18 protein-coding genes and 1 pseudogene are annotated in these 20853 nt (G+C 36.6%); 1 reads left to right on the top strand and 18 read right to left on the bottom strand.

Translation table 11 applies throughout. The annotated features are described in order from the left end of the window. Positions 1-37 precede the first annotated feature (37 nt). The 15 genes and pseudogenes from ftsA to ACFQZ1_RS19695 form a co-directional block, all read right to left on the bottom strand. Entirely contained in the window at positions 38-1354 is a 1317-nt protein-coding gene (ftsA, locus tag ACFQZ1_RS19765; protein ID WP_377883891.1) for a cell division protein FtsA, read from the bottom strand. A 150-nt stretch (positions 1355-1504) separates the two neighbouring features. Beyond that, positions 1505-1647, bottom strand: a pseudogene (locus tag ACFQZ1_RS19760) (DUF1290 domain-containing protein); the annotation flags it as partial. 110 nt (positions 1648-1757) lie between these two features. Continuing rightward, positions 1758-2504 carry a cell division protein FtsQ/DivIB gene (locus ACFQZ1_RS19755; RefSeq protein WP_377883890.1) on the bottom strand — a complete coding sequence of 249 codons (747 nt, stop codon included), beginning with the start codon at positions 2502-2504 and terminating at the stop codon, positions 1758-1760. 98 nt (positions 2505-2602) lie between these two features. Then, positions 2603-3508: a UDP-N-acetylmuramate dehydrogenase gene (gene murB, locus ACFQZ1_RS19750; protein WP_377883889.1), complete on the bottom strand. Its 906-nt coding sequence runs from the start codon at positions 3506-3508 to the stop codon at positions 2603-2605. A gap of 50 nt (positions 3509-3558) precedes the next feature. Beyond that, the gene (murG, locus tag ACFQZ1_RS19745; protein ID WP_377883888.1) at positions 3559-4662 is read right to left on the bottom strand and encodes an undecaprenyldiphospho-muramoylpentapeptide beta-N-acetylglucosaminyltransferase; all 1104 of its coding nucleotides are present in this window, start codon (positions 4660-4662) and stop codon (positions 3559-3561) included. 171 nt (positions 4663-4833) lie between these two features. Continuing rightward, positions 4834-5931, bottom strand: a complete 1098-nt coding sequence (spoVE, locus tag ACFQZ1_RS19740) for a stage V sporulation protein E (protein ID WP_377883887.1) — start codon at positions 5929-5931, stop codon at positions 4834-4836. Between the two features lie 273 nt (positions 5932-6204). After that, complete coding sequence (murD, locus tag ACFQZ1_RS19735; protein ID WP_377883886.1) at positions 6205-7557, bottom strand: UDP-N-acetylmuramoyl-L-alanine--D-glutamate ligase; 1353 nt, start codon at positions 7555-7557, stop codon at positions 6205-6207. Then, the gene (mraY, locus tag ACFQZ1_RS19730) at positions 7558-8529 is read right to left on the bottom strand and encodes a phospho-N-acetylmuramoyl-pentapeptide-transferase (protein WP_377883885.1); all 972 of its coding nucleotides are present in this window, start codon (positions 8527-8529) and stop codon (positions 7558-7560) included. It abuts the gene before it with no gap. A 22-nt stretch (positions 8530-8551) separates the two neighbouring features. Beyond that, positions 8552-10027 carry a UDP-N-acetylmuramoyl-L-alanyl-D-glutamate--2,6-diaminopimelate ligase gene (locus ACFQZ1_RS19725; protein WP_377883884.1) on the bottom strand — a complete coding sequence of 492 codons (1476 nt, stop codon included), beginning with the start codon at positions 10025-10027 and terminating at the stop codon, positions 8552-8554. A gap of 162 nt (positions 10028-10189) precedes the next feature. After that, positions 10190-12103, bottom strand: coding sequence for a stage V sporulation protein D (locus ACFQZ1_RS19720; protein WP_377883883.1), 1914 nt, complete (start codon positions 12101-12103; stop codon positions 10190-10192). 83 nt (positions 12104-12186) lie between these two features. After that, on the bottom strand, positions 12187-14349 hold the full coding sequence (locus tag ACFQZ1_RS19715; RefSeq protein WP_377883882.1) for a penicillin-binding protein: 2163 nt from the start codon (positions 14347-14349) through the stop codon (positions 12187-12189). Between the two features lie 21 nt (positions 14350-14370). Next, a complete protein-coding gene (gene ftsL / locus ACFQZ1_RS19710; RefSeq protein WP_377883881.1) occupies positions 14371-14727 on the bottom strand; it encodes a cell division protein FtsL in 357 nt (118 codons plus the stop codon). Between the two features lie 15 nt (positions 14728-14742). After that, entirely contained in the window at positions 14743-15675 is a 933-nt protein-coding gene (gene rsmH, locus ACFQZ1_RS19705; protein WP_377884154.1) for a 16S rRNA (cytosine(1402)-N(4))-methyltransferase RsmH, read from the bottom strand. Positions 15676-16066: 391 nt separating this feature from the next. Further along, positions 16067-17683, bottom strand: a complete 1617-nt coding sequence (gene bshC, locus ACFQZ1_RS19700) for a bacillithiol biosynthesis cysteine-adding enzyme BshC (protein WP_377883880.1) — start codon at positions 17681-17683, stop codon at positions 16067-16069. 78 nt (positions 17684-17761) lie between these two features. Then, positions 17762-18643, bottom strand: a complete 882-nt coding sequence (locus ACFQZ1_RS19695) for a 2-dehydropantoate 2-reductase (RefSeq protein WP_377883879.1) — start codon at positions 18641-18643, stop codon at positions 17762-17764. A 322-nt stretch (positions 18644-18965) separates the two neighbouring features. On the opposite strand from ACFQZ1_RS19695, the gene ACFQZ1_RS19690 reads away from it, so the two are divergent. Next, entirely contained in the window at positions 18966-19436 is a 471-nt protein-coding gene (locus ACFQZ1_RS19690; protein ID WP_377883878.1) for an N-acetyltransferase, read from the top strand. 29 nt (positions 19437-19465) lie between these two features. On the opposite strand, the gene ACFQZ1_RS19685 is transcribed toward ACFQZ1_RS19690, so the two are convergent. The 3 genes from ACFQZ1_RS19685 to ACFQZ1_RS19675 form a co-directional block, all read right to left on the bottom strand. Then, positions 19466-19987: an RsfA family transcriptional regulator gene (locus ACFQZ1_RS19685; protein WP_377883877.1), complete on the bottom strand. Its 522-nt coding sequence runs from the start codon at positions 19985-19987 to the stop codon at positions 19466-19468. Between the two features lie 129 nt (positions 19988-20116). Beyond that, positions 20117-20290 carry a 50S ribosomal protein L32 gene (gene rpmF, locus ACFQZ1_RS19680; RefSeq protein ID WP_001984764.1) on the bottom strand — a complete coding sequence of 58 codons (174 nt, stop codon included), beginning with the start codon at positions 20288-20290 and terminating at the stop codon, positions 20117-20119. Positions 20291-20351: 61 nt separating this feature from the next. After that, positions 20352-20852, bottom strand: a complete 501-nt coding sequence (locus tag ACFQZ1_RS19675; protein WP_154710717.1) for a YceD family protein — start codon at positions 20850-20852, stop codon at positions 20352-20354. Position 20853 lies beyond the last annotated feature (1 nt).

Genomic DNA, 20853 nt, shown 5'->3' with positions numbered 1-20853 from the left:
CGAAATCCCCCTAGAACCTCATTTTTCGCGCTTAAATCTATTCCCATAAATATCGGAATACACGCTTCACTTTTGACATCATTCGTTCATTATTATTACTATTGTTTTTATTATTGTTATTGTCATTACGTGGCTTTTGCTTTACAGGTTGTTGCACTGCTGCAGGTACTGGTGCATGTTGTAATTCATAGCTTTCTTGCTTCTCCTGAATACTTTTTCCTCGTAACTTAGCTTTTTGATAAGCATTTTTAATAAGTCCAACACCAATCGTATATTGCGGTTCGCGTACACCGATATAATCTGGCGTCGCAATACGAACATTTTGATGTAGAATATCGTAGGCAAGATCAAGAATACCTGACATAGAAACAACACCGCCAGTAAGTACATAACCAGCCGGTAACTGGTTCACACCAAGCTTTTGTACCTCATCTTGTACAAACATAAGAATTTCCTCTACACGAGCCTCAATGATATCTGCTAGCTCTACCTGAGAATATTGCTCTGTTTGATCACTGCCCATAATTGAAACAGTAAATAACTCTTCCTCAGATGCTGTATCATAAAAAGCATGTCCATATTTTAGTTTAATTTGGTCGGCATTTTCCGTTGATGTTTTCAATCCAATCGCTATATCTTTTGTAATATGATCTCCACCAATTGGTAATATGCTTGTTGTTTGTAATTCTCCATCTTGGAAAATTGATAACGTTGTTGAACCTCCACCGATGTCAACGAGAGCAACACCTCGGTTTTTTTCATCACTTGACAAAGCAACTGTTGATGCCGCTAATGGTTGAAGACAAATATCAATTATTTCAAGACCCGCTTTTTCTACACATCGAAGCAAATTATGTAACAATGTTCTCGAGCCTGTAATTAATGTGCCTTCCATTTCTAAACGTACACCAATCATTCCGCGCGGATCATTAATTTCATCGAGACCGTCTACGATAAACTGTTGAGGTACCACATCAATAAATTCACGCTCTGGTGCAATTGACACAACTTGCGCTGCATCAAGTACACGAAGCACGTCTTCGTTTCCGATTTCACGATCTTCGTTTGAAACAGCGACTACTCCATGACAAGGAAGAAGCTGTACTTGATTTGCGTTTACGCCTACAACAACACGTTCAATGTGTATCCCTACCATGCGTTCAGCTTGTTCAATCGCCTTTTTAATCGATTGCACAGTCTCATCTATGTCAACAATGGAGCCTTTTTTCAAACCATTTGACTTTACATTTCCAACACCAATAATGTTTAAAGCGTCATTGACCATCTCGCCAATGATGACTTTAACATTGGATGTACCGATGTCAAGACTAACGTATATTTCATTGCTGTTCATTCTTTGGCACCTCCTTCTTTATTTATACCACAAAATTCAATATATGGAACAACAATCGTTGTTTTACTATGTTATAAGAAAAATATTCAACGTATTTATGTGTTTCCCTTTTTTAACGCTATATTTTTCTTATTTTTATTTGGCACTCATTCATTTTTCTAACAGTAATATACAAATCACTGCTATAATTTGAAACAACCTTATCCGACTACAAAGATTGCTGCCAAATATAAGTCTACACCAAGATGTACTCCTAGAAAAGCTAAACTTACAGCTAAGATTATATTAAAAAATAAAATAGAGAAAATATGACTTAATTACATAATTTCTAAGAGTAAGTTCCTATCTTTCCTAGAAACAACTATTTTACAGTTAAAATATCCGCTTTATTACCCCTTATTGATTAATTCACATATTCCGTATATGCCCCTACTTCTAAATGAATAATTGCCTTTTTATCTGGCGATAAGTTTTTAATAATAAGAGGATAAGCTTCCATTCGTTTTGCAAAATCTTGAATAACTGTACTTACTTCATATCCCTCATTCATATATAATGTAAGATGATCTGCGTACAAATCTGTTGGCTTATAATGAATTTCAGAAATAGATCGAAGAACAGTTGGTGTTAATTTTTCTAATTCAGCAATTAATTCTTTCATTTTCTTTTCTTCAAATGGAACGAAAATGGGTGCAGCAATTGGCAATTTCCCATTCGGAAGAGCATCTAGTGACTTTCCATTTTCTAAAAGCGGATACAATTTTCCTTCTTTATTTATGTAGCCAATTGTCACATACTCCTCAACATCGATAACAATTTGATTTGGAAATTGTTTCTTTACGTGAACCTCTTTAATCTCTTTTTGCTTCTTTAAATTTGTTTCTGCTTGCTGTGTCATTACACGAAAATAGCTTGTTTTATATGTAATGCCTGCTTGCTCCATTATTTGTTCATCCGTCATATAGTGATTGCCGTGAACCGTAATTTTCTTTATATTGCTAAGCGGAGATCGAAAATAAATTAAAAAAAGCACCAATAAAAATAAAATCGATACATATAAAATTAATCGTTTATTTACCTGCTTCTTCTTCTTTTGATCTTTTAGTTTTGGTACACGATCTTGTAGTTTAATAACTTTACTATTCTTCATGTACGATCCCCCTATGTAACATAAAGAACGGCATGTTATGCATGCCGTTCTTCTCTTTCTATTATATCATAAATGACAATGTACGGGACAAACAACTATTATCTTCCAATGATTTCTACTTCTGTATGCATATCAACATTAAACTGTTCTTTAATTGTTTTCTTCACAAAAGCAATTAAACTAAGAACATCTTGCGCAGAAGCTGTTCCTGTATTAACAATAAAGTTCCCATGCATTTCCGAAATTTTTGCACCGCCAATTTGATAACCACGTAATCCAGCCTTTTCAACTAAATTACCAGCATAGTTTGGCAGTGGATTTCTAAAAATACTTCCTGCACATGGGTGATTCCAAGGTTGTGTATCACGGCGATAATCTTTATTCTTTTGCATGATCGCGATAATGTCTTCACGATTACCTGCTTTTAATTGCAACTCCGCTTCTAGTACAATACCGGGACGCTTCTTTTGTAAAACAGATGTGCGATAAGAAAATTCTAGCTCTTCTTTCGTTAGCCATTCAATCGTTCCATCTTCAAACATAACATGAGCTCTCGTCAAAATTTCAGACATATCCGATTTATGAGCACCTGCATTCATATAAACAGCTCCGCCTACGCTTCCAGGAATACCACTAGCAAACTCTAATCCTGCTAATCCTTGGCGACTTAATAAAGTTGACAGCTTAACGAGAGAATACCCTCCACCTACTCGTACAGTAACACCATCTATTTCTAAATGATCTAGCCCTTCTCCTAATCGAATCACGACTCCTTCAATGCCTTTATCCGATACGAGAAGATTGGAACCACGACCAATTGCAGTCCATTTTGTCCCATGCTTTTTCACAAGCTTTAACGATTTTTCCACATCTTCAACGCTACTTGGAACCACTAAAATATCCGCTGGACCACCTATTTTCATAGTTGTATAGCGAGCTAGCGGTTCATTTTCCAGTACTTTTCCTACCTGTGCTTCCATAAGTTCTTTTGCTAATTGTTTCATGATGCTCTCCCCCATATTAAGTCTCCTTATTACAGTAGTATGCAGGGCATTCACCTAACGTTATTTTCTACAAGTTTTTTCATAACTTCAAACAACTTGTTTGCTGCATCCGGAATTCCTAACTCCTTTGCAGCTAGTTTCATATTTTGTAATTTTTCTACATCTAGTAAAATTTCATCAATATCACCAATAAGCGTTTCACCTGTTAAATCTTTTTCAATAAGCATTTTTGCTGCCCCCTTATCAACAACAGAAAGAGCATTTTTCTCTTGGTGATTATTGGTTACATACGGACTCGGAATTAAGATACTTGGTTTCCCTAAAGCTGTTAACTCAGCTAAAGTTGTGGCACCTGCACGCGAAACAACAAGATCTACCCCAGTAAGTACTTCTGGCATATTATCAATAAATGGCTTAATAATAACATTCTGTGGATTCCCTTTTTGTTTCACAACTTCCATTACTTTATCATAATGTACTTCACCTGTAACATACAATACTTCATAATTTTTATTACCAAATTGTTCAATTGCTTCTAAAAATGCATCATTAATCGGTCTAGCGCCTCGGCTTCCTCCAAAAATTAACACTGATTTTTTTGAAAGAGATAATCCTACGGAACGCTTGCCCTTCATACCATTTTGGTTCAGTACTTCCGAAGCACGAGGATTTCCTGTCATCACAACTTTATTTTGCGGGAAATGTTCTGCTGCCGCATCAAAACAAACTGCTACTTTTTTCACGTAGCGACTCAAAAATTTATTTGTTACACCAGGTACACTATTTTGTTCATGCACAACTGCTGGAATACCAAGTTTGGCAGCTGCATATACAACTGGACCACATACATAACCACCTGTACCAATTACAACATCTGGATTGAAACGGCGAATATAACGTTTACTATCTTGTACACCTTTTACAAAACGCATCACCGTTTTCACATTATCAACTGATAATTTCCGTTTAAATCCGCTAATAACAATGGATTGAAATGGAATGCCGGCTTTGCGAACAATTTTACTTTCCAAACCATTTTCCGTACCAATATATAAAAATCTTGCTTCAGGATGTATTTTTTTAATTTCTCGAATTAACGCAAGAGCTGGATAAATATGCCCACCTGTTCCGCCACCGCTGACTAATACTCGCACTGCCTATTCCTCCGCTTCTTTTTTCTATTATCCCGTTACTCACGGGCAGTAAAAGTCTGATTGATTCAACTAAACCTTACTGATAGAAGTTTCACTTTATGTATGCCATTCATATGTCAATCGCTTAGTTTCCGTTTTCACATACGAAAAACCCTGTCATAAAAACAGGGTTTAGTAGCGAGAATGACGACTTATATTTAGTAACACTCCAATCGCCATTAACATAAGGGTCAAACTAGACCCACCATAGCTTAAAAATGGCAAGGTAATTCCTGTAACTGGCATTAATCCAGTTACAACACCGATGTTAATCATCACTTGAATCGCAATCATCGCCACAATCCCGACTGCTAAAAAAGTACCGTATAAGTCTGGCGCTCCTAACGCTACACGAATTCCGCGCCATAACAACAGACTAAATAATAATAACACAAACGAACCACCAATAAAACCTAATTCTTCGGATAGAATCGCAAAAATAAAGTCTGTTTGCGGCTCTGGTAAGTAAAAGAATTTTTGTCTACTTTGTCCAAGACCAAGTCCAAATAATCCTCCCGGTCCGATTGCAAGCAACGATTGAATAATCTGAAATCCACTTCCAAGCGGATCTGACCATGGATCTAAATATGATGTAATACGTTTTATTCGATACGGTGCTGATGCGATAAGCCCAACAAATCCTCCAACTCCAATTAACCCTAACATTGCAAAATGAAAAATACGTGCTCCCGAAACAAAAATCATAACAACACAGGTTCCAACCATTACGGTTCCTGTTCCCAAATCAGGTTGTAACATAATCATACCAAATGCAACAAACACGAAACTAAGCGCAGGAAGTAATCCTCGTTTGAAAGACGTAATCATTTTTTGTTTTTCCGATAAAAATTTCGCTAAAAAAATAATCATCGCAAACTTCATAAACTCAGAAGGCTGAATGGAGAATGCCCCTACACCAATCCAGCTTCGAGCCCCGCCTCGTACTAGTCCAATTCCAGGAATTAAAACTAAAATAAGGAGAGCGAAACAAATAAGCAAAATCACTTTGGAGTATGTACGCCACACCCAATAATCAATCTTCATGATAAAAAACATAGCAACGACACCGAGCCCAGCAAATAACAATTGACGTTTTGCAAAAAAGAATGAATCTCCCATTTTATACGAAGCCCATACAGCACTAGCACTGTACACCATCACCATTCCTATTGTCAAAAGTAACAATGTCACAATAATAAGAATAAAATCAGGAGTCTTCTTTGTCGGCAATGAACATCACCTCTTTGAAAGCAGCTTTTCGTTAGCCATACTTTTTCACAAACAAGGCAGCATTTATCTAGCTACTTGCAGACAGTATGACTCCCACCTCAAGATTGCAAGAAGTCGAAGAAGTTAGGTGTGAGATAACTGCCTGTAAGAACCCGATTGATGAACGCTTTCCATCAGTAAGAGACGAAGAAAAAAACCTACTAATAGAAGTTTCACTTTATCTACCTATAAAAGAATCATCAGCAGGAACAATCCACTGATGATTCTTTTACTTTATACTAGTTTATGCACAGCTTGTATAAACATGTCTCCTCTTTCTTCAAATGTTTTAAATTGATCCCAGCTTGCACATGCAGGAGATAAAAGAATCACGTCTCCCTCTTCTGAAAGAGCATATGCTTCTTGTACCGCTTGTTCCACATTATCGACACATTTAATAACTTTCATTCCAGCTTTTTCTGCAGCTTTAACAAGCTTAGGTGCAGTTTGTCCAAATGTAAGCAGCGCCTTCACATGCCCAAAGTATGGGATTAAATCATCAAATTCATTCCCACGATCTAATCCACCCGCTAATAAAATTACTGGTTGCGTAAATGCAGACAATGCCTTTTCTGTCGCGAGCATATTTGTTGCTTTTGAATCATTATAAAACTTACGGTTTCCAATCGTTGTTACATACTCTAGACGATGCTTTACACCTGTAAAACGTTTTAAGACTGCTATAATTGCTTCATTCGCAACACCCATAAGCTTTGCAATACTCATAGCAGCTAGTATATTTTCTAAATTATGTTTACCCGGCAACACGATATCTTGAACATCAATCACTTTTTCGCCTTTGAAGTAAAGAGCACCATCTTTTGCGCAAGCGCCGTCTTCAATTATTTTCGTCGTAGAAAAATACACTTTTTGTCCTTTACTTTGCTCAGACAACACCATTACATCTTCATCGTCAGCATTAATGACGCTATAATCATTTTCAGTTTGATTTCTAAAGATATTCGCTTTTGCTAAACCATATTCTTTCTTTGTACCATGATAATCTAAATGTGCTTCAAATAAGTTTAACAGCACCGCAATCTTCGGTTGAAACGTTTCAATACCCATTAATTGAAAGGAAGATAGTTCTGTTACAACTACTTGCTGCTCAGTTACATCTTGTGCAACTTCACATGCTACCGTACCGATATTCCCAGCAATAACAGGATGTTTTTCTCCTTCTTTTAACATTTCAAATGTTAATGTTGTTGTCGTTGTTTTTCCGTTAGATCCTGTAATTCCAATAAACGGTGCTTCCGAAATACGATATGCTAATTCTACTTCTGTTACAATCGGAATATTTTTTTCTTTTGCCGCTACAAGTAACGGATTAGAATACGGAATCCCAGGATTTTTTACAACAAGAGAAATATTTTTTTCTAATAATTCTAAAGGATGACCGCCACATACAACTTCCATTCCTTGACCTTTCAACTCTGTCGCTAACGGATTTTCAGCTAGCGGCTTGCTATCATTTACAATTACGTTTGCTCCAAGTTTCTTTAATAAAACGGCTGCAGCATAACCGCTTTTTGCCATACCTAATACAAGAATATTTTTATTTTGATAGTCAGTTATCGTTTTCAATTACATCCACACCCCGATATAAATTCCTAACACTGCACATAAAAGCCCTACTGACCAGAATGTTACAACTACTCGCCATTCTGACCAACCGCATAATTCATAGTGGTGATGAAGCGGGCTCATTTTGAATACACGCTTTCCTCTTGTTTTAAACGAAACAACTTGAATAATAACAGAGAGTGTCTCAATAACAAACATCCCACCAATGATGACTAATAATAGTTCTGTTTTCGTTAAAATTGAAACAGCAGCTAAAGCACCACCAAGTGCTAAAGATCCTGTATCTCCCATAAATACTTTTGCTGGATGAGCATTGAATACTAAAAATCCTAATACCGCTCCAACAACTGCCATACAAAAAATAGCAATTGTGTACTGCTCCTGAGCAAAAGCAATAATACTATACGCACCAAAAGCAATCGCGGCTGTTCCTGCTAATAATCCATCTAATCCATCTGTTAAGTTAACTGCATTTGAAGCTCCTATCAGCATAAAGAGAACAAGAACAAAGTATGCCCAGTGTAAGTCAAACTTAATTTCCGTTCCTGGAATACTTAAATGTGTATCAAATCCGTGTCCCTTTGCAATGATAAAGAAAGCTACTGCAATAATAAACTGCCCTATTAATTTTTGTTTTGATGTCAAACCAAGATTTCTTTTTTTGACAACTTTAATGTAATCATCAAGAAATCCGATTAAACCATAACCAAATGTAACAAGCAGCAATAAATATGTCTCGGCGCTCTTTTGAAACTTAAACATCATAATAATAGACGTAATCATAACCGAAATAAAAATAACAATTCCGCCCATGGTTGGTGTTCCTGATTTCTTTTGATGTGACTTCGGACCTTCATCACGAATGCTCTGTCCAAACTTTAAACGGCGTAAAAATGGAATGAAAATTGGTGACAACGCAACAGAAATTAAAAATGCCACCCCAACTGTAATTAATAATCCTTGTTCAAGCATATTTAGTCCCCCTCTCTTGTTGTTATTCTTTCATGCTTAAACGCTGTGCAATTGCCTCCCCAGCAACTTCACGATCGTCAAAATGATGTACTTCTGCACCGATAATTTGATATGTTTCATGACCTTTACCAGCAATTATAATAATATCTCCAGCTGTTGCTGAAGCAACGGCATGAGATATCGCTTCTTTTCGATCAACAATCACTTCATAATTATTCCCTTTTATACCTTCTATCATATCATCAAGAATTGCTTGAGGATGTTCGCTACGCGGATTGTCTGACGTATAGATTGCATGTGTTGCATACTTAGATGCGACCCTCGCCATAATTGGCCGTTTCGTACGGTCTCGATCTCCACCACAACCAACGATACAATACACATTTCCTTTTGCAAATTGTTTCGTTGTCAATAATACATTTTCTAAACTATCAGGTGTATGTGCATAATCAACAATAACAGTAAAATCTTGTCCTCCATCAACAACTTCAAAGCGTCCAGGTACACCTTTTAGTTTTTTCACAGCGTCAATAATCGTTTGCAACTCTACGCCAGAAACAAGACATGCTGCTGTTGCCGCTAATACATTATAGACGTTAAATTTTCCAATTAATCTCATTGTAACCTCGATATTTTCAGTCGGAGTTACAAGCGTAAATGCTGTACCAGCACTTGTCATCTCAATGTTTTTCGCCATGATATCACTTTTCGTATCAATGCCGTACGTAATTACCGTTGCTGCCGTACTTTTCATATAATCTATTGCTACGGCATCATCATTATTTAATACAGCATATTTTACACGGTTATGTGAATAGCTATTACCAAGCTGTGCAAATAATAGGCCCTTTGCATATTTGTACTCTTCCATCGTTTTATGATAATCTAAATGATCTTGCGTTAAGTTTGTAAACACCGCTACATCATAGTCACATCCATGTACTCTACCAAAGTGCAATGCATGTGAAGATACTTCCATAACAGCACTATTTACATTTTGTTCAATCATTTTATGGAACGTCTTTTGTAATGTTAATGCATCTGGTGTTGTGTTTTTCACTTCAAACGTTTCGTCACCTATTTTCATATTAATTGTTCCAATTAATCCTGTTTTATGTCCATGCGCACGCATAATTTCGTTCATTATATGCGATGTTGTTGTCTTTCCATTTGTACCTGTAATTCCAATTAAGTGTAACTTTTGCGTTGGCTGTCCATAAAAATAATCAGCTAAAATCGCTAAAGAACGTACTGTATCTTTCACAAGTACAACTGGAACGTCAACATCAATTGGTCTTTCCGCAACAATAGCAGCCGCACCTTGCGCGGCTGCTTGCTTAGCAAATTCATGACTATCAACCGTGAAACCTTTTATACATACAAATAAACTTCCATTTTTCACTTTACGCGAATCCGCTTCAATAGATGTAATTTCCGGATTTTCTTTTGGAACAACCGGAAAATCATGCAAACTTGATACAAGTGTATGCAACTTCATTTCTTTAAACCCTCTCTACTCTTTATTTATCCCTTATAAATAGATTCTTACAAAGAAATCCATGCATAAGAGCGTAATCTATTTCATTAACAGACAGTGAGAACCAAGCGTCTCACTGCTAGTTAGTTGAATGATATTGTACCGTAAATACGCACTTCATACTTAATTAAAGTATATTCGAACCTTTGATCCTGCTTTGACTTTCGTACCTGGTTTCGGAGATTGTTCAACCACTTTATCTCCTTCACCACTAGCATCCAATTGCAAATCAACAAGTTGGCTTTGTATTTCTTTTCGATCCATGCCTACTATATTAGGGACCTCTACTAAAGGCGTCTCATCCCAAGTTAATTTCTTTTCAATTTGCTCTTTTCTAGGCTCTACTCCCATAACCGGCAAGACATCACGAAGAATGTTCCCAACAATTGGCGCAGCTACAACTCCTCCAAATTGTATAGTCCCTTTTGGATTGTCTACAGCGACATACACAACAATTTGCGGATCATCTGCTGGTGCAAATCCAACGAATGACACGATATAGTTGTTATCCAAATATTTCCCATCTTTTACTTTTTGGGCTGTACCAGTCTTTCCTCCAACACGGTAACCATCAATATAAGCACCTTTACCTGAACCTTTTGCAACAACATTTTCAAGTGCATAACGCACTTTTTCAGATGTATCCTTTGAAATAACTTGTTTCTTCGCTACAGGCGTTTTTTTACTAACCACTTTATTCGTAATTGGGTCTATAAACTCTTTCGCAATATACGGCTGATATAACGTGCCTCCATTTACAGCAGCGGCTACTGCTGCCACTTGTTGAATAGGGGTAACAGACACACCTTGACCAAACGCTGTGGTCGCTTGTTCAACAGGCCCTACTTTTTTTAAATCAAATAGAATCCCTTTACCTTCTCCTTGTAAATCAATACCCGTTTTTTGGCCAAATCCAAAATCATGGATATATTGAAACAATTTTTCTTTCCCTAAACGTTCTCCAAGCTCTATAAAGCCTGGGTTACAAGAATTTTGAACAACCTCTAAAAACGTTTGGCTACCGTGTCCCCCTGCTTTCCAGCAACGTAATCGTGCACCGCCAACTTCTGCTGCTCCATCATCATAAAACGTATCTTTCTCCAAGTCTACTAATTTTTCATTTAAAGCAGCTGCAAGTGTAATAATTTTAAATGTGGATCCTGGTTCATATGTACTCCAGACAGGGAGATTTCGATTAAATACTTCTGGTGAAACACTTCTGAAATCTGCTGGATCAAAACTTGGACGACTGGACATACCTAAAATTTCACCATTATTGAGGTTCATGGCAATTGCAATCATTCCATCTGGATGATACGTAGAATCCGCAATATTTAATTCTCTCTCCATAATCGTCTGAATACGTGAATCGATTGTTAATTTTAAATCCAAGCCATCTCCAGGTTCTTTATAATCATCACCAATATTTGGCATACGTTGCCCTTTCGCATCTGCAAAAAAGCGTACATATCCTTTGTCACCATTTAATTCTTTGTCATAATATGACTCCAGCCCCATAAGTCCTTGGTTATCACTCCCAGCAAATCCAAGCACATGTGATAGATATTTTCCAAACGGATAATATCGAATTGAATCTTCAGCAATGTATACCCCTTTTAAACTTAAAGCCCTAACTTCTTTTGCCTTGTCATGAGAAATTTTCCGCCCACCTTTGTCTAATCTGACTATGGACTCTTTTTTCGTAAGACGCTGATAAATGTCTTCTTTCGACACACCTAAAACTGCAGCTAATTTCTCTGCAGTCTCTGCTGGTTTTTCAATTTGCCTCGGTACCACAAAGACAGTTGGTGCACTTTTATTTGTTGCGAGCTCTACACCATTTCGATCTACAATTTTTCCTCGCTCAGGTTCAAATGTAATATTACGGCTCCATGAATCTTTCGCACGATCTGTTAACATATTCCCAAGAAAAAACTGCACATATCCCAGACGAATATCGATAATGGTAAAAATCAGTATACCAGATATAAGCACAAAAATAAGTCGTTTTCTTACTGTTACATTCGATACACGCATATTGGAACAAGCCTCCTTTACGCTTAACTTGTTCCAATATATGCTTGTACTTATTTAATTAGAACACGACCACTTCTCCTATATTAAGTGCCGTCCTTTTTGCTCGGCTCCTTCTCCGCTTCTTGCTGCGGTTCAAGAGGCGGAACAAGTTTTACTTCTAGCGGCGTTTTCTCTTTTAATGGGGTACCTTCAGCAATACTTTGCTCGGTTACATATCCTGTACCTGAAAGTTTCAAATCTAGATTTAATGTTTCCGCTAAATTCATCACATCACGAAGTGCCCAACCATTAATATTCGGCATTTTCGGTTGATTTCCTACTAAGAATATTCGATCACCCGTTAATGTTTTTTCACTCGCTTTTGGCATTTGTTGTTTGACCGTTCCCTCTCCCAATATAACAGGTCGGAACTTCGCCTTTTCTAACATTCCCTTTGCTTCTTCCATCGTTTTACCTGCTACATCTGGAACAGCGGCTTGCTGCTGTTTTACTTGTTTTTGCACATCTTTTACTTCATTCGGTTTAATCTTTAAATACTCCAAGCTATTTTTCGTTACAGATTTAAATATTTCAGCTAACGGTTGTGCACCGTATTCATTGTCTTTTAATTTAGGCTGCTTAACTGCTAAATATACGACAAGCTGCGGATCATCTATTGGTGCCATACCAAGGAATGAGAAAATATAATTTTGTGACCCTGTCATATAACCGCCTTTTCCATCCGGAATTTGTGCTGTTCCGGTTTTACCACCAACAGAATAGCCATCAAGTTTATACGCCGTTCCCGTTCCTTTAGGTGATGTTACAACTCGTTCTAACAATTGCCTTACTTGTGCTGCAGTCTCTTTTGTAACTGGTCTTTCTACCTCTTCCGGTTTGTGTTGCATGACAACTTTATTATCTATTGGATTTTCAATCCGATCAATTACATACGGCTTCATCATTTTTCCATCATTAGCAATTGCAGTAGCCGCTTGCACAAGTTGAATTGGTGTTACGGTAGAACCTTGTCCAAATGCCGTTGTTACCTGCTGAATTTGCTTATCAAATAAAATTTTATTTTCACCTTCTCCAGGCAAATCAATTCCTGTCTGTTGATCTAAGTGAAATTTATGAATATATTGATGGAAACGATCAGGTCCTAGCTTTTCATTTCCTAAAATAGCGAAAGCAACGTTTGATGAACGCTCAACGCCTTCATCAAACGTAATCGAGCCCCATCCTGCACCGTTATTATGATCTTTAATTACCGAATTCCCTACTTTGTACGTACCAGATTGATAATACTCTTGACCGTTGTATACACCTTCATTAATCGCAGCCGCTAACGTAAAGATTTTCATTGTCGAACCCGGTTCATACGCATTAGCAATCGGATCGTTTAAAAAGTACTCAATGTCTCGTTTATTCGGGTCATAACTTGGCCTACTAGACATCGCTAAAATTTTCCCTGTTTTTGGATCCGCTACGACTCCAATTAACATTGATGGATCATAATGCTTTTCTGCTTCTGTCATCGCATCTTCTAGAAAACTTTGAATACGTTGGTCAATTGTTAAATATACATTATCTCCATTTTTAGGAGGCTTCACATCATTTTTTTTATCATCTAGGGAGATACCTTTCGCATCTCCTGTATACGACATACTTCCGTTAGACGCACGTAAATATTTATCTAAACTTTTTTCAAGTCCGAACTGTCCTTCTCCAATTCCTTGATCATTCGGCTTAGCATATCCAAGTACGTAAGAAGCAAAATCTCCGTTCGGATATACCCTTGCTTTTTCTGTAACAAAAGAAATTCCTTTTATACCCAAACTGTCAATTTGTTCCTTCTTTTCTTTCGTTAAATTTTTTCCGATTGATCCGAACTCTACTTGTGTAAGATCTTTATTTAAGTACTTCAAAATTTCTTCTTTACTTACGTCAAGTACTTTCGATATTTTCGCTGCAGCATCTTCTTTGTCTTTTATATGATCTTGCCCTTTTAAAGTAGCAACCATCTTATATGAATTTGTATCTTGAGCAAGCACATAACCATTTTGATCATAAATGGTTCCTCGACTTGCTTCGAGCACCCCATTTTTATTATGTTTTTGCTGTGCAATTGTCTCTAAATCTACTCCATGCACTGTTTTTGTTGCTTCAATATAAAGAAAGCGGGCTAACAACAGAAAAAAGAGCAGGAGAAAAACCTTGATAAAAAACCCTGCTCCTTTGTTGGTATGAAATTTACGTGTATTCATCTCTTCTTCACACCTATTGAATTAATTTAAGCCTTTAACATTATTCGCATTAATTTCAAGCCCATGTTTTTTTGCAATTTCTGCAATGCGATCATAACGTGTTAGCTTTTCAGTTTCAGCCTGTAATTCTTGATTTGTTTTTTGTTGTTTTGTAATTGTGCTTTCCATTTCGGTTACTTTAGCATCAGCTTCATATAACGCCGCTTTATTACCAATATATGCTACACAGGCATATAATAAAAAGCCAATAAATGCAACATACAATAATTTTTCAATTCTTGTAATTTTTGTTTTCACACCTGGCTGTATTACTTGCTGCGGAGCTTGAGATTGTACTTCTACTTGCTGCTTTTTATACTTAACGGCTAAATTTGTCATACCTCTCTCTCCTTTTTATAATTTTTCAGCAATTCGTAGTTTTGAAGAACGTGCTCGATTATTTTCTTCTAATTCCACATCAGAAGGTAAAATTGGTTTTCTTGTAATTAGCTTCAATTTCGGTTTATATTCATCGGGAATAATTGGTAATCCTGGTGGAAGCTGAGGTGTTGTACTATGTTTTTTAAATGTCACTTTACAAATGCGATCTTCTAATGAATGGAATGTGATAACACTAATTCGTCCACCTGTTTTTGTTACATCAATCGCCGCTTCCAACGCTTCCTCAAATACTTTTAATTCATCGTTAACTGCAATACGAATTGCCTGGAATACTCGCTTTGCAGGATGTCCACCAGTTCGACGTGCGGGAGCTGGAATCCCTTCTTTAATCAATTCCACTAACTCTCCAGTTGTTTCAATTGACTTTTTCTCACGGTACGCTTCAATTTTTCTTGCAATTTGCTTCGAAAATTTTTCTTCACCATATTGAAAAAAGATTCTTACAAGTTGTTCATATGACCAACTATTTACAACGTCATATGCTGTTAACGGGGCATCTTGATCCATGCGCATGTCAAGCGGAGCATCGTGATGATAACTAAATCCACGTTCTGGTGTATCTAATTGCGGGGAAGAAACACCTAAATCAAATAAAATACCGTCTACTTCTGTAATTCCTAATTCATATAATCTTTCCTTCAAATAGCGAAAGTTACTTTTTACAGTTATAAATTGGCCGTTGTAAGAAGAGAATTTTTCTTTTGCATTTTGGATTGCAATCTCATCTTGATCAAATGCAATTAGTCTTCCTTCTTCGGAAAGTTGAGATAGTAAATAAGCACTATGACCTCCACCTCCTAGCGTACAATCTACATATGTACCGTTTGGTTTAATTTCTAAGCCATCTACTGTTTCTTTTAAAAGCACTGTTACGTGTTTAAACATTGTTGCACCTACTTTTTGCAAAATAATCCTCTTGACGCATCTTTTTATCCCGCTTTAACAGTCAATCCACAAAATTATGAGGAATTGAGATAACTGCCTCTAAGAGTCTGATTGGTATGGCTAACAATTAGCAGGAACACAACTCCCTACTAATGGTAACGTCACCTTATTATATACTAAATTTTATCATCTTTTGCGGGAAAATACATAAAAACCTGTCGAAAAAGATAATAATCTACTTTCGGTTTGTTTCATTTTGTCAAAAAAAGTACTGTTCTTCAAAAAAAAGAGCACTCTCAGCTTCTACACGCTTAGATTTACATAGTAAATAAAATTGTTTTACAGATAATTCCACGAAATAAAATAAAATCCTGCTCTTAAGAGCAAGATTTTATAATTTTATAATATGCTGTTTTCCAGTCCAACTAAAAGTTTGCTTCATAACTCGTTCCACAAAATCAAGTCCATAAACATTTAAGTAATAACAAATATTCCATACTCGTTCTTGCGGTGCATATAGAGGTTGTAAAGAATTTTCAATTCGACGAAATTTATTAAGCTGCACTTCATGTTTTCTCTCAAAATCCGCTTGAAGTGTTCGTTCTAACAATTCAAGTTGTTGCATAATTTTTAACTCATTTTTCTTTGCAAAATCTCTCAGACCTGGATTTACTTTTTGTACAAATTGTTGTAAAGATGTATGAATCGCTCCAATTTGTTCCGCTGCATGAGTAAATTGATTGCCTATCGGCTCTTCAACTTGCATAGACAGCCACTTTTCTCGGAGTGCAGTAATACCTTCATGAAACACTTCACTCTCTTGCAGCTGCAAATCTTGTAAATCGGTTTCAATATCGCGCGCTAAATAACTAATTGTCAAACGCGGCACAACCGGCGGCATTTGATAATCCATTGCATGAAACACTTGTTGTAATTCGCTCCAATATGCAATTTCTCCTGGCCCACCAATAAATGCGAGCGTAGGGAAAACATATTCTTGCATAAGCGGTCTTGTTACAACATTGTTACTAAATTGTTCAGGATGACTCTCCATCCTTTCTATGAGCTCCTCATACGAAAATGAATACATACCCTCTTTACAAATAAAACGCCCCTCTTCTTCTTCTAACAGAAGACGCTCTCCATTGATTTTCATAAAAACATGAATGGCATTCTGTTTTGTTTCAATGATCGGTTTATATCCTTGTTCACGCAATATACGTTGCTGATTGTTCAGCCCTTCTTGCACATTTTTATAACGTGCTAATATTTCTTTAAAAAAAGGCACTTCTATATTTCGAAGCATCGGATGATGAGAATCTACAAGAATTAAGCCTGAGTGTGTAAATAACTTTGTAATAAGGTGCGCAAAGAAATCAACATATGTCCGGGATTGCTGTAAACACTCATCTACAAAATGCAATACGTCCTTTGTATATTTTGTTTCCGGATATGTTTTAAATATTTCTTCCATCCACCGTTTACAATCCTCAATAGAAATCTCCATTTCAGAAGCACTCGCTTTATATGGATGACGTTCATGAAAAATTGTCTTTTTCACTTTTCCATTTTTCGTAACGAACGCATGGTTAATTTCATCAATGTCATGATCTTCACCAGCAATCCAAAAAACAGGAACAACCCGTACCCCAAGCGATGCTTCCTTTTCCTTTGCAAGTTGTAAAATAGATATAATTTTATGAATTGTATAAAGAGGTCCAGTCAATAACCCTGCTTGTTGTCCTCCAACAACAACATATGTATCTTCCTCTAACAAAGCATGGATATTTTGAAGTGTTTTTTCCCCTGCATTCAATTCTTGATTATATTGCAATAAATGGGATACTAACTCTTTCCTTGGATACTGTCTATTTCGCAAATCCTGTATACGTCTCACAAAGCCCTCTTCCGTTATCGGATAATCAAAGCATTCTTGAATCTCTTTTTTATGTTTCAAATAGTCCCCAACAACTCCTTGAAGCGGGACAGAGATTTCTTTTATCTCCATATACTTCTTCCTTTCATATCCTGATCTCTCACCAACCAAATTGTAGTCAATGTTCGTTATAAAAGCAAAGAATATCTCTTATCTTTCTAATCCTTTTATAGAATGATACAAAAAGGAGAGCGTCGGAACTGATTTTTGTTGCTGCTCTGCTTCTCGAATTAAATAACCAACAATTGCATCAATTTCTGTTTTCCTCTTATTTTGTACATCCGTTAACATAGATGAAGTATTATAAGCCGTATTTCCACATACTGTACATACACGTTCCCAATATTCACCACATTGTGAATCACCTACAATTTCCATCACTTCAGAAAATACTTGCTTCATCACTTTGTAAAACGATGGATTTGTCAATAACTCACCATTTTGTACACCAAACAATGCAGTTAAGGGATTAATACATGCATTGACAACAAGTTTATAGAGCATTGTTTGCTTCCAATCTTTTTCAATCACTATCGGAAATAGACTGGAAGGGAATACAGTAAATAGAGATTCAAATTGTTCCGTCTCGCCATGTACAAGCCCAAATTTTGTACTGCCTATTCCAGTATGATGAACAGTACTAATATTTTCTTTTCTTGCTCCGTGCTCTACAATTCCTACCGCAACACTGGCACTTTGAATCTGTTGCAATATACGAAGATGTCCCATTCCATTTTGCAAGAAAATAAGTCGTTTTTCTCCTTGCAAATACGGCCATATTCCTTCCAAATGATATTGCTTCACAGCGACAAATGTATAATCATGTGTTTTGTTTTTTATATCCTCTAAAGGACTTATAGACGGATATACAGTTTCTCTTGCACCATTGTATATACATGTAATCCCGCACTCGTTCAATCGCTTAGCTTGTTCTACTGTTCGCGTATACAATGTAACAGCCTGCTGATTTTTTTCTAGATAAAATGCAAAAAGGAGCCCGATTGCTCCCGGTCCAACTATGCCAATCTCCATTCTACAAAGCCCCCCCCTTTTTATCCCGATATTCACTGATAGTATATAGTATTCCCCACGCCTTAAGGTTTAGAAGAAACGAAGGCGATATGCTGAGGATAGCTGCCAAGAGCCTAATCGTCAAAAGCTGTCCATCAACAGAAAAGAAACTCCGCTCATGAAAGTTTCACTTTATAGTTTACAAAATAAGTTTAGCAGACTTTTCAAAAAAATACTGAAAGAATGATCTCTTTTCTTCATAAAAATTTAAAAATGAGTTATAATACTATTATAAATATTTTTACTTTTCTTTATTTTTACACCTAGAAAAGGATGTGATTACATGCACTTTCCGAAAGTTGAGCGTTTGCTCATCAATTATAAAACGTTAGACGAGTTTAAAAAGTTTAAAGGTTGCGGTGCTGAAGAGTTATCTATGTTAGAAGATTTACAAGCAAATATTATCGAAAACGATAGTGAGTCCCCATTCTATGGAATTTATTACGGCGGCTCTCTTGTAGCACGCATGAGTTTGTATAGGAAAGAACAGTCCGTTAACAATTTGTTCACTGGTCCTTATATAGAGCTTTTTAAACTTGAAGTGTTACCAACGTTCCAAAAACAAGGATTTGGCAAGATGCTAGTTAACTACGCAAAACAATTGAACCTTCCTATCAAAACAATTGCTCGCGTACAATCTGCTGATTTTTGGGAAAAATTACACTTTGAAAAAGTAACCATTGGTGATGGGGATTTTTACATCTGGCATCCAAACACAAATTTGAATGCGGTTACAAAAAGTGAATCTGCTTAAAAATAAAAACAGCTGCAAGTCAGCTGTTTTTATTTTGATGTTTTTTCAAGTATTCCTTTTTCCCGTTTTCTCTCTTTTTCAGAAGGCTCTAATACCATGGCGCTTCTTTTTCTGTCAATATAATCAAATAAAGTGCGATACTCTTCTTCATACAATGACAACTGCTGCAAAAGTCCCTCTTTTTCCTTTTGTAACACTTCAATCTTTTTATATAAATCCGTCTTTTCTTCTTCTTGTTTATATCTTTGTAAAAAGACAATTACATCTTCTAACGTTAATGAAAGGGAAGTTACTTTCTCTTTCTTCTGTTCTTGTGCTTCATAATTTTCAGCTTTCCTCATTCGCTTCGCTTCGTCAATACGTTCCTTATATTGTTTACGTACGTAAGAATTCCAGCGAAATCCACAAGCAGCAGGTGTACGTGATAAATGTCTTCCTACTTCTTTGAAGGCAGAAAGTTGCGTTCCCCCTTCACGAATATGCCGGAGCACTACTTCTGCCAGAAGTAAATCTTCGTCATCAATCCATGCGTCTTGTCTTGTTGTTGCCATCTCTCTAGTCCTCCTTATGCATTTTTTATTAAACATATGCAGTTACTAGAAAAGATAGAAGAATAACATGTAAAGAAAAGGTTAAAAAAATAAACGCAGAAGGTTTCCCTCCTGCGTTTATTTCTGCAATTACTTGCTGATTACTTCTTTACCTTTGTAAGTACCGCATGCTTTACATACACGGTGAGCTAATTTCGCTTCACCACAGCTTGGGCACTCTACCATACCAGGTACCGATAATTTGAAATGCGTACGACGCTTTCTTTTTACTGTTTTAGAAGTTCTTCTAAAAGGTACAGCCATTCTTCCCACCTCCTTAAAAGAGAGAGTTATTTTCATATGAAGGCCTGAACCGGTCTTCTGATTATTTGTCAAAAAACTTCGCAAGTCCCGCTAATCTTGGATCAACAGGCTTTTCTTCGCTTTTTTCCGAAATCACTTGCCAGTCTCGACCTTGCATCGGTGTTCCTTCAGAAACATCCTCACTGAAAATTTGCATTGGAATCTCCAATAGTATATTTTCCTTAATTACAGGGAGTAAGTCAAGTACTTCTCCTTCTAAGTAATGAAAATCTGCTTCGGTTTCGTAATCTTCTTTCGAAACTAAGAACACCTCAGTTGTTTCAATGTCAAATGGTAATGTTACATCTACTAACGTTCTAGAACATGGCAATACCATGCTTCCTGTTATATGTAGATGAAACGTAAATTTGTTGGAGCCAAAATCAACTCTACCTGTCACATGAACAGGAGTAACGTCTCGAACATCTTTCTCAACATTTTTTAGCTCACTTACATCTACCATCTCATCCAACGTGAGTCCTTTTTGTCGATATTTGTTCAATTGATGGATGGACCATTTCATA

Source organism: Bacillus sp. CGMCC 1.60114, assembly GCF_042676365.1.
In the GTDB taxonomy this organism is placed as follows: Bacteria; Bacillota; Bacilli; order Bacillales; family Bacillaceae_G; genus Bacillus_A; species Bacillus_A rhizoplanae_A.
The sequence above is the reverse complement of the archived record's forward strand: the minus strand, read 5'-3'. Positions and strand labels throughout refer to the sequence as shown.

Coding starts and splice junctions, on each gene's coding strand:
- ACFQZ1_RS19695 (WP_377883879.1), bottom strand. CDS start 18,643: ATGGAGATTGGCATAGTTGGACCGGGAGCAATCGGGCTCCTTTTTGCA.
- ACFQZ1_RS19685 (WP_377883877.1), bottom strand. CDS start 19,987: ATGGCAACAACAAGACAAGACGCATGGATTGATGACGAAGATTTACTT.
- ACFQZ1_RS19725 (WP_377883884.1), bottom strand. CDS start 10,027: ATGAAGTTGCATACACTTGTATCAAGTTTGCATGATTTTCCGGTTGTT.
- ACFQZ1_RS19720 (WP_377883883.1), bottom strand. CDS start 12,103: ATGCGTGTATCGAATGTAACAGTAAGAAAACGACTTATTTTTGTGCTT.
- rpmF (WP_001984764.1), bottom strand. CDS start 20,290: ATGGCTGTACCTTTTAGAAGAACTTCTAAAACAGTAAAAAGAAAGCGT.
- ftsL (WP_377883881.1), bottom strand. CDS start 14,727: ATGACAAATTTAGCCGTTAAGTATAAAAAGCAGCAAGTAGAAGTACAA.
- mraY (WP_377883885.1), bottom strand. CDS start 8,529: ATGCTTGAACAAGGATTATTAATTACAGTTGGGGTGGCATTTTTAATT.
- ACFQZ1_RS19675 (WP_154710717.1), bottom strand. CDS start 20,852: ATGAAATGGTCCATCCATCAATTGAACAAATATCGACAAAAAGGACTC.
- murB (WP_377883889.1), bottom strand. CDS start 3,508: ATGAAACAATTAGCAAAAGAACTTATGGAAGCACAGGTAGGAAAAGTA.
- bshC (WP_377883880.1), bottom strand. CDS start 17,683: ATGGAGATAAAAGAAATCTCTGTCCCGCTTCAAGGAGTTGTTGGGGAC.
- ACFQZ1_RS19755 (WP_377883890.1), bottom strand. CDS start 2,504: ATGAAGAATAGTAAAGTTATTAAACTACAAGATCGTGTACCAAAACTA.
- ACFQZ1_RS19715 (WP_377883882.1), bottom strand. CDS start 14,349: ATGAATACACGTAAATTTCATACCAACAAAGGAGCAGGGTTTTTTATC.
- ACFQZ1_RS19690 (WP_377883878.1), top strand. CDS start 18,966: ATGCACTTTCCGAAAGTTGAGCGTTTGCTCATCAATTATAAAACGTTA.
- ftsA (WP_377883891.1), bottom strand. CDS start 1,354: ATGAACAGCAATGAAATATACGTTAGTCTTGACATCGGTACATCCAAT.
- rsmH (WP_377884154.1), bottom strand. CDS start 15,675: ATGTTTAAACACGTAACAGTGCTTTTAAAAGAAACAGTAGATGGCTTA.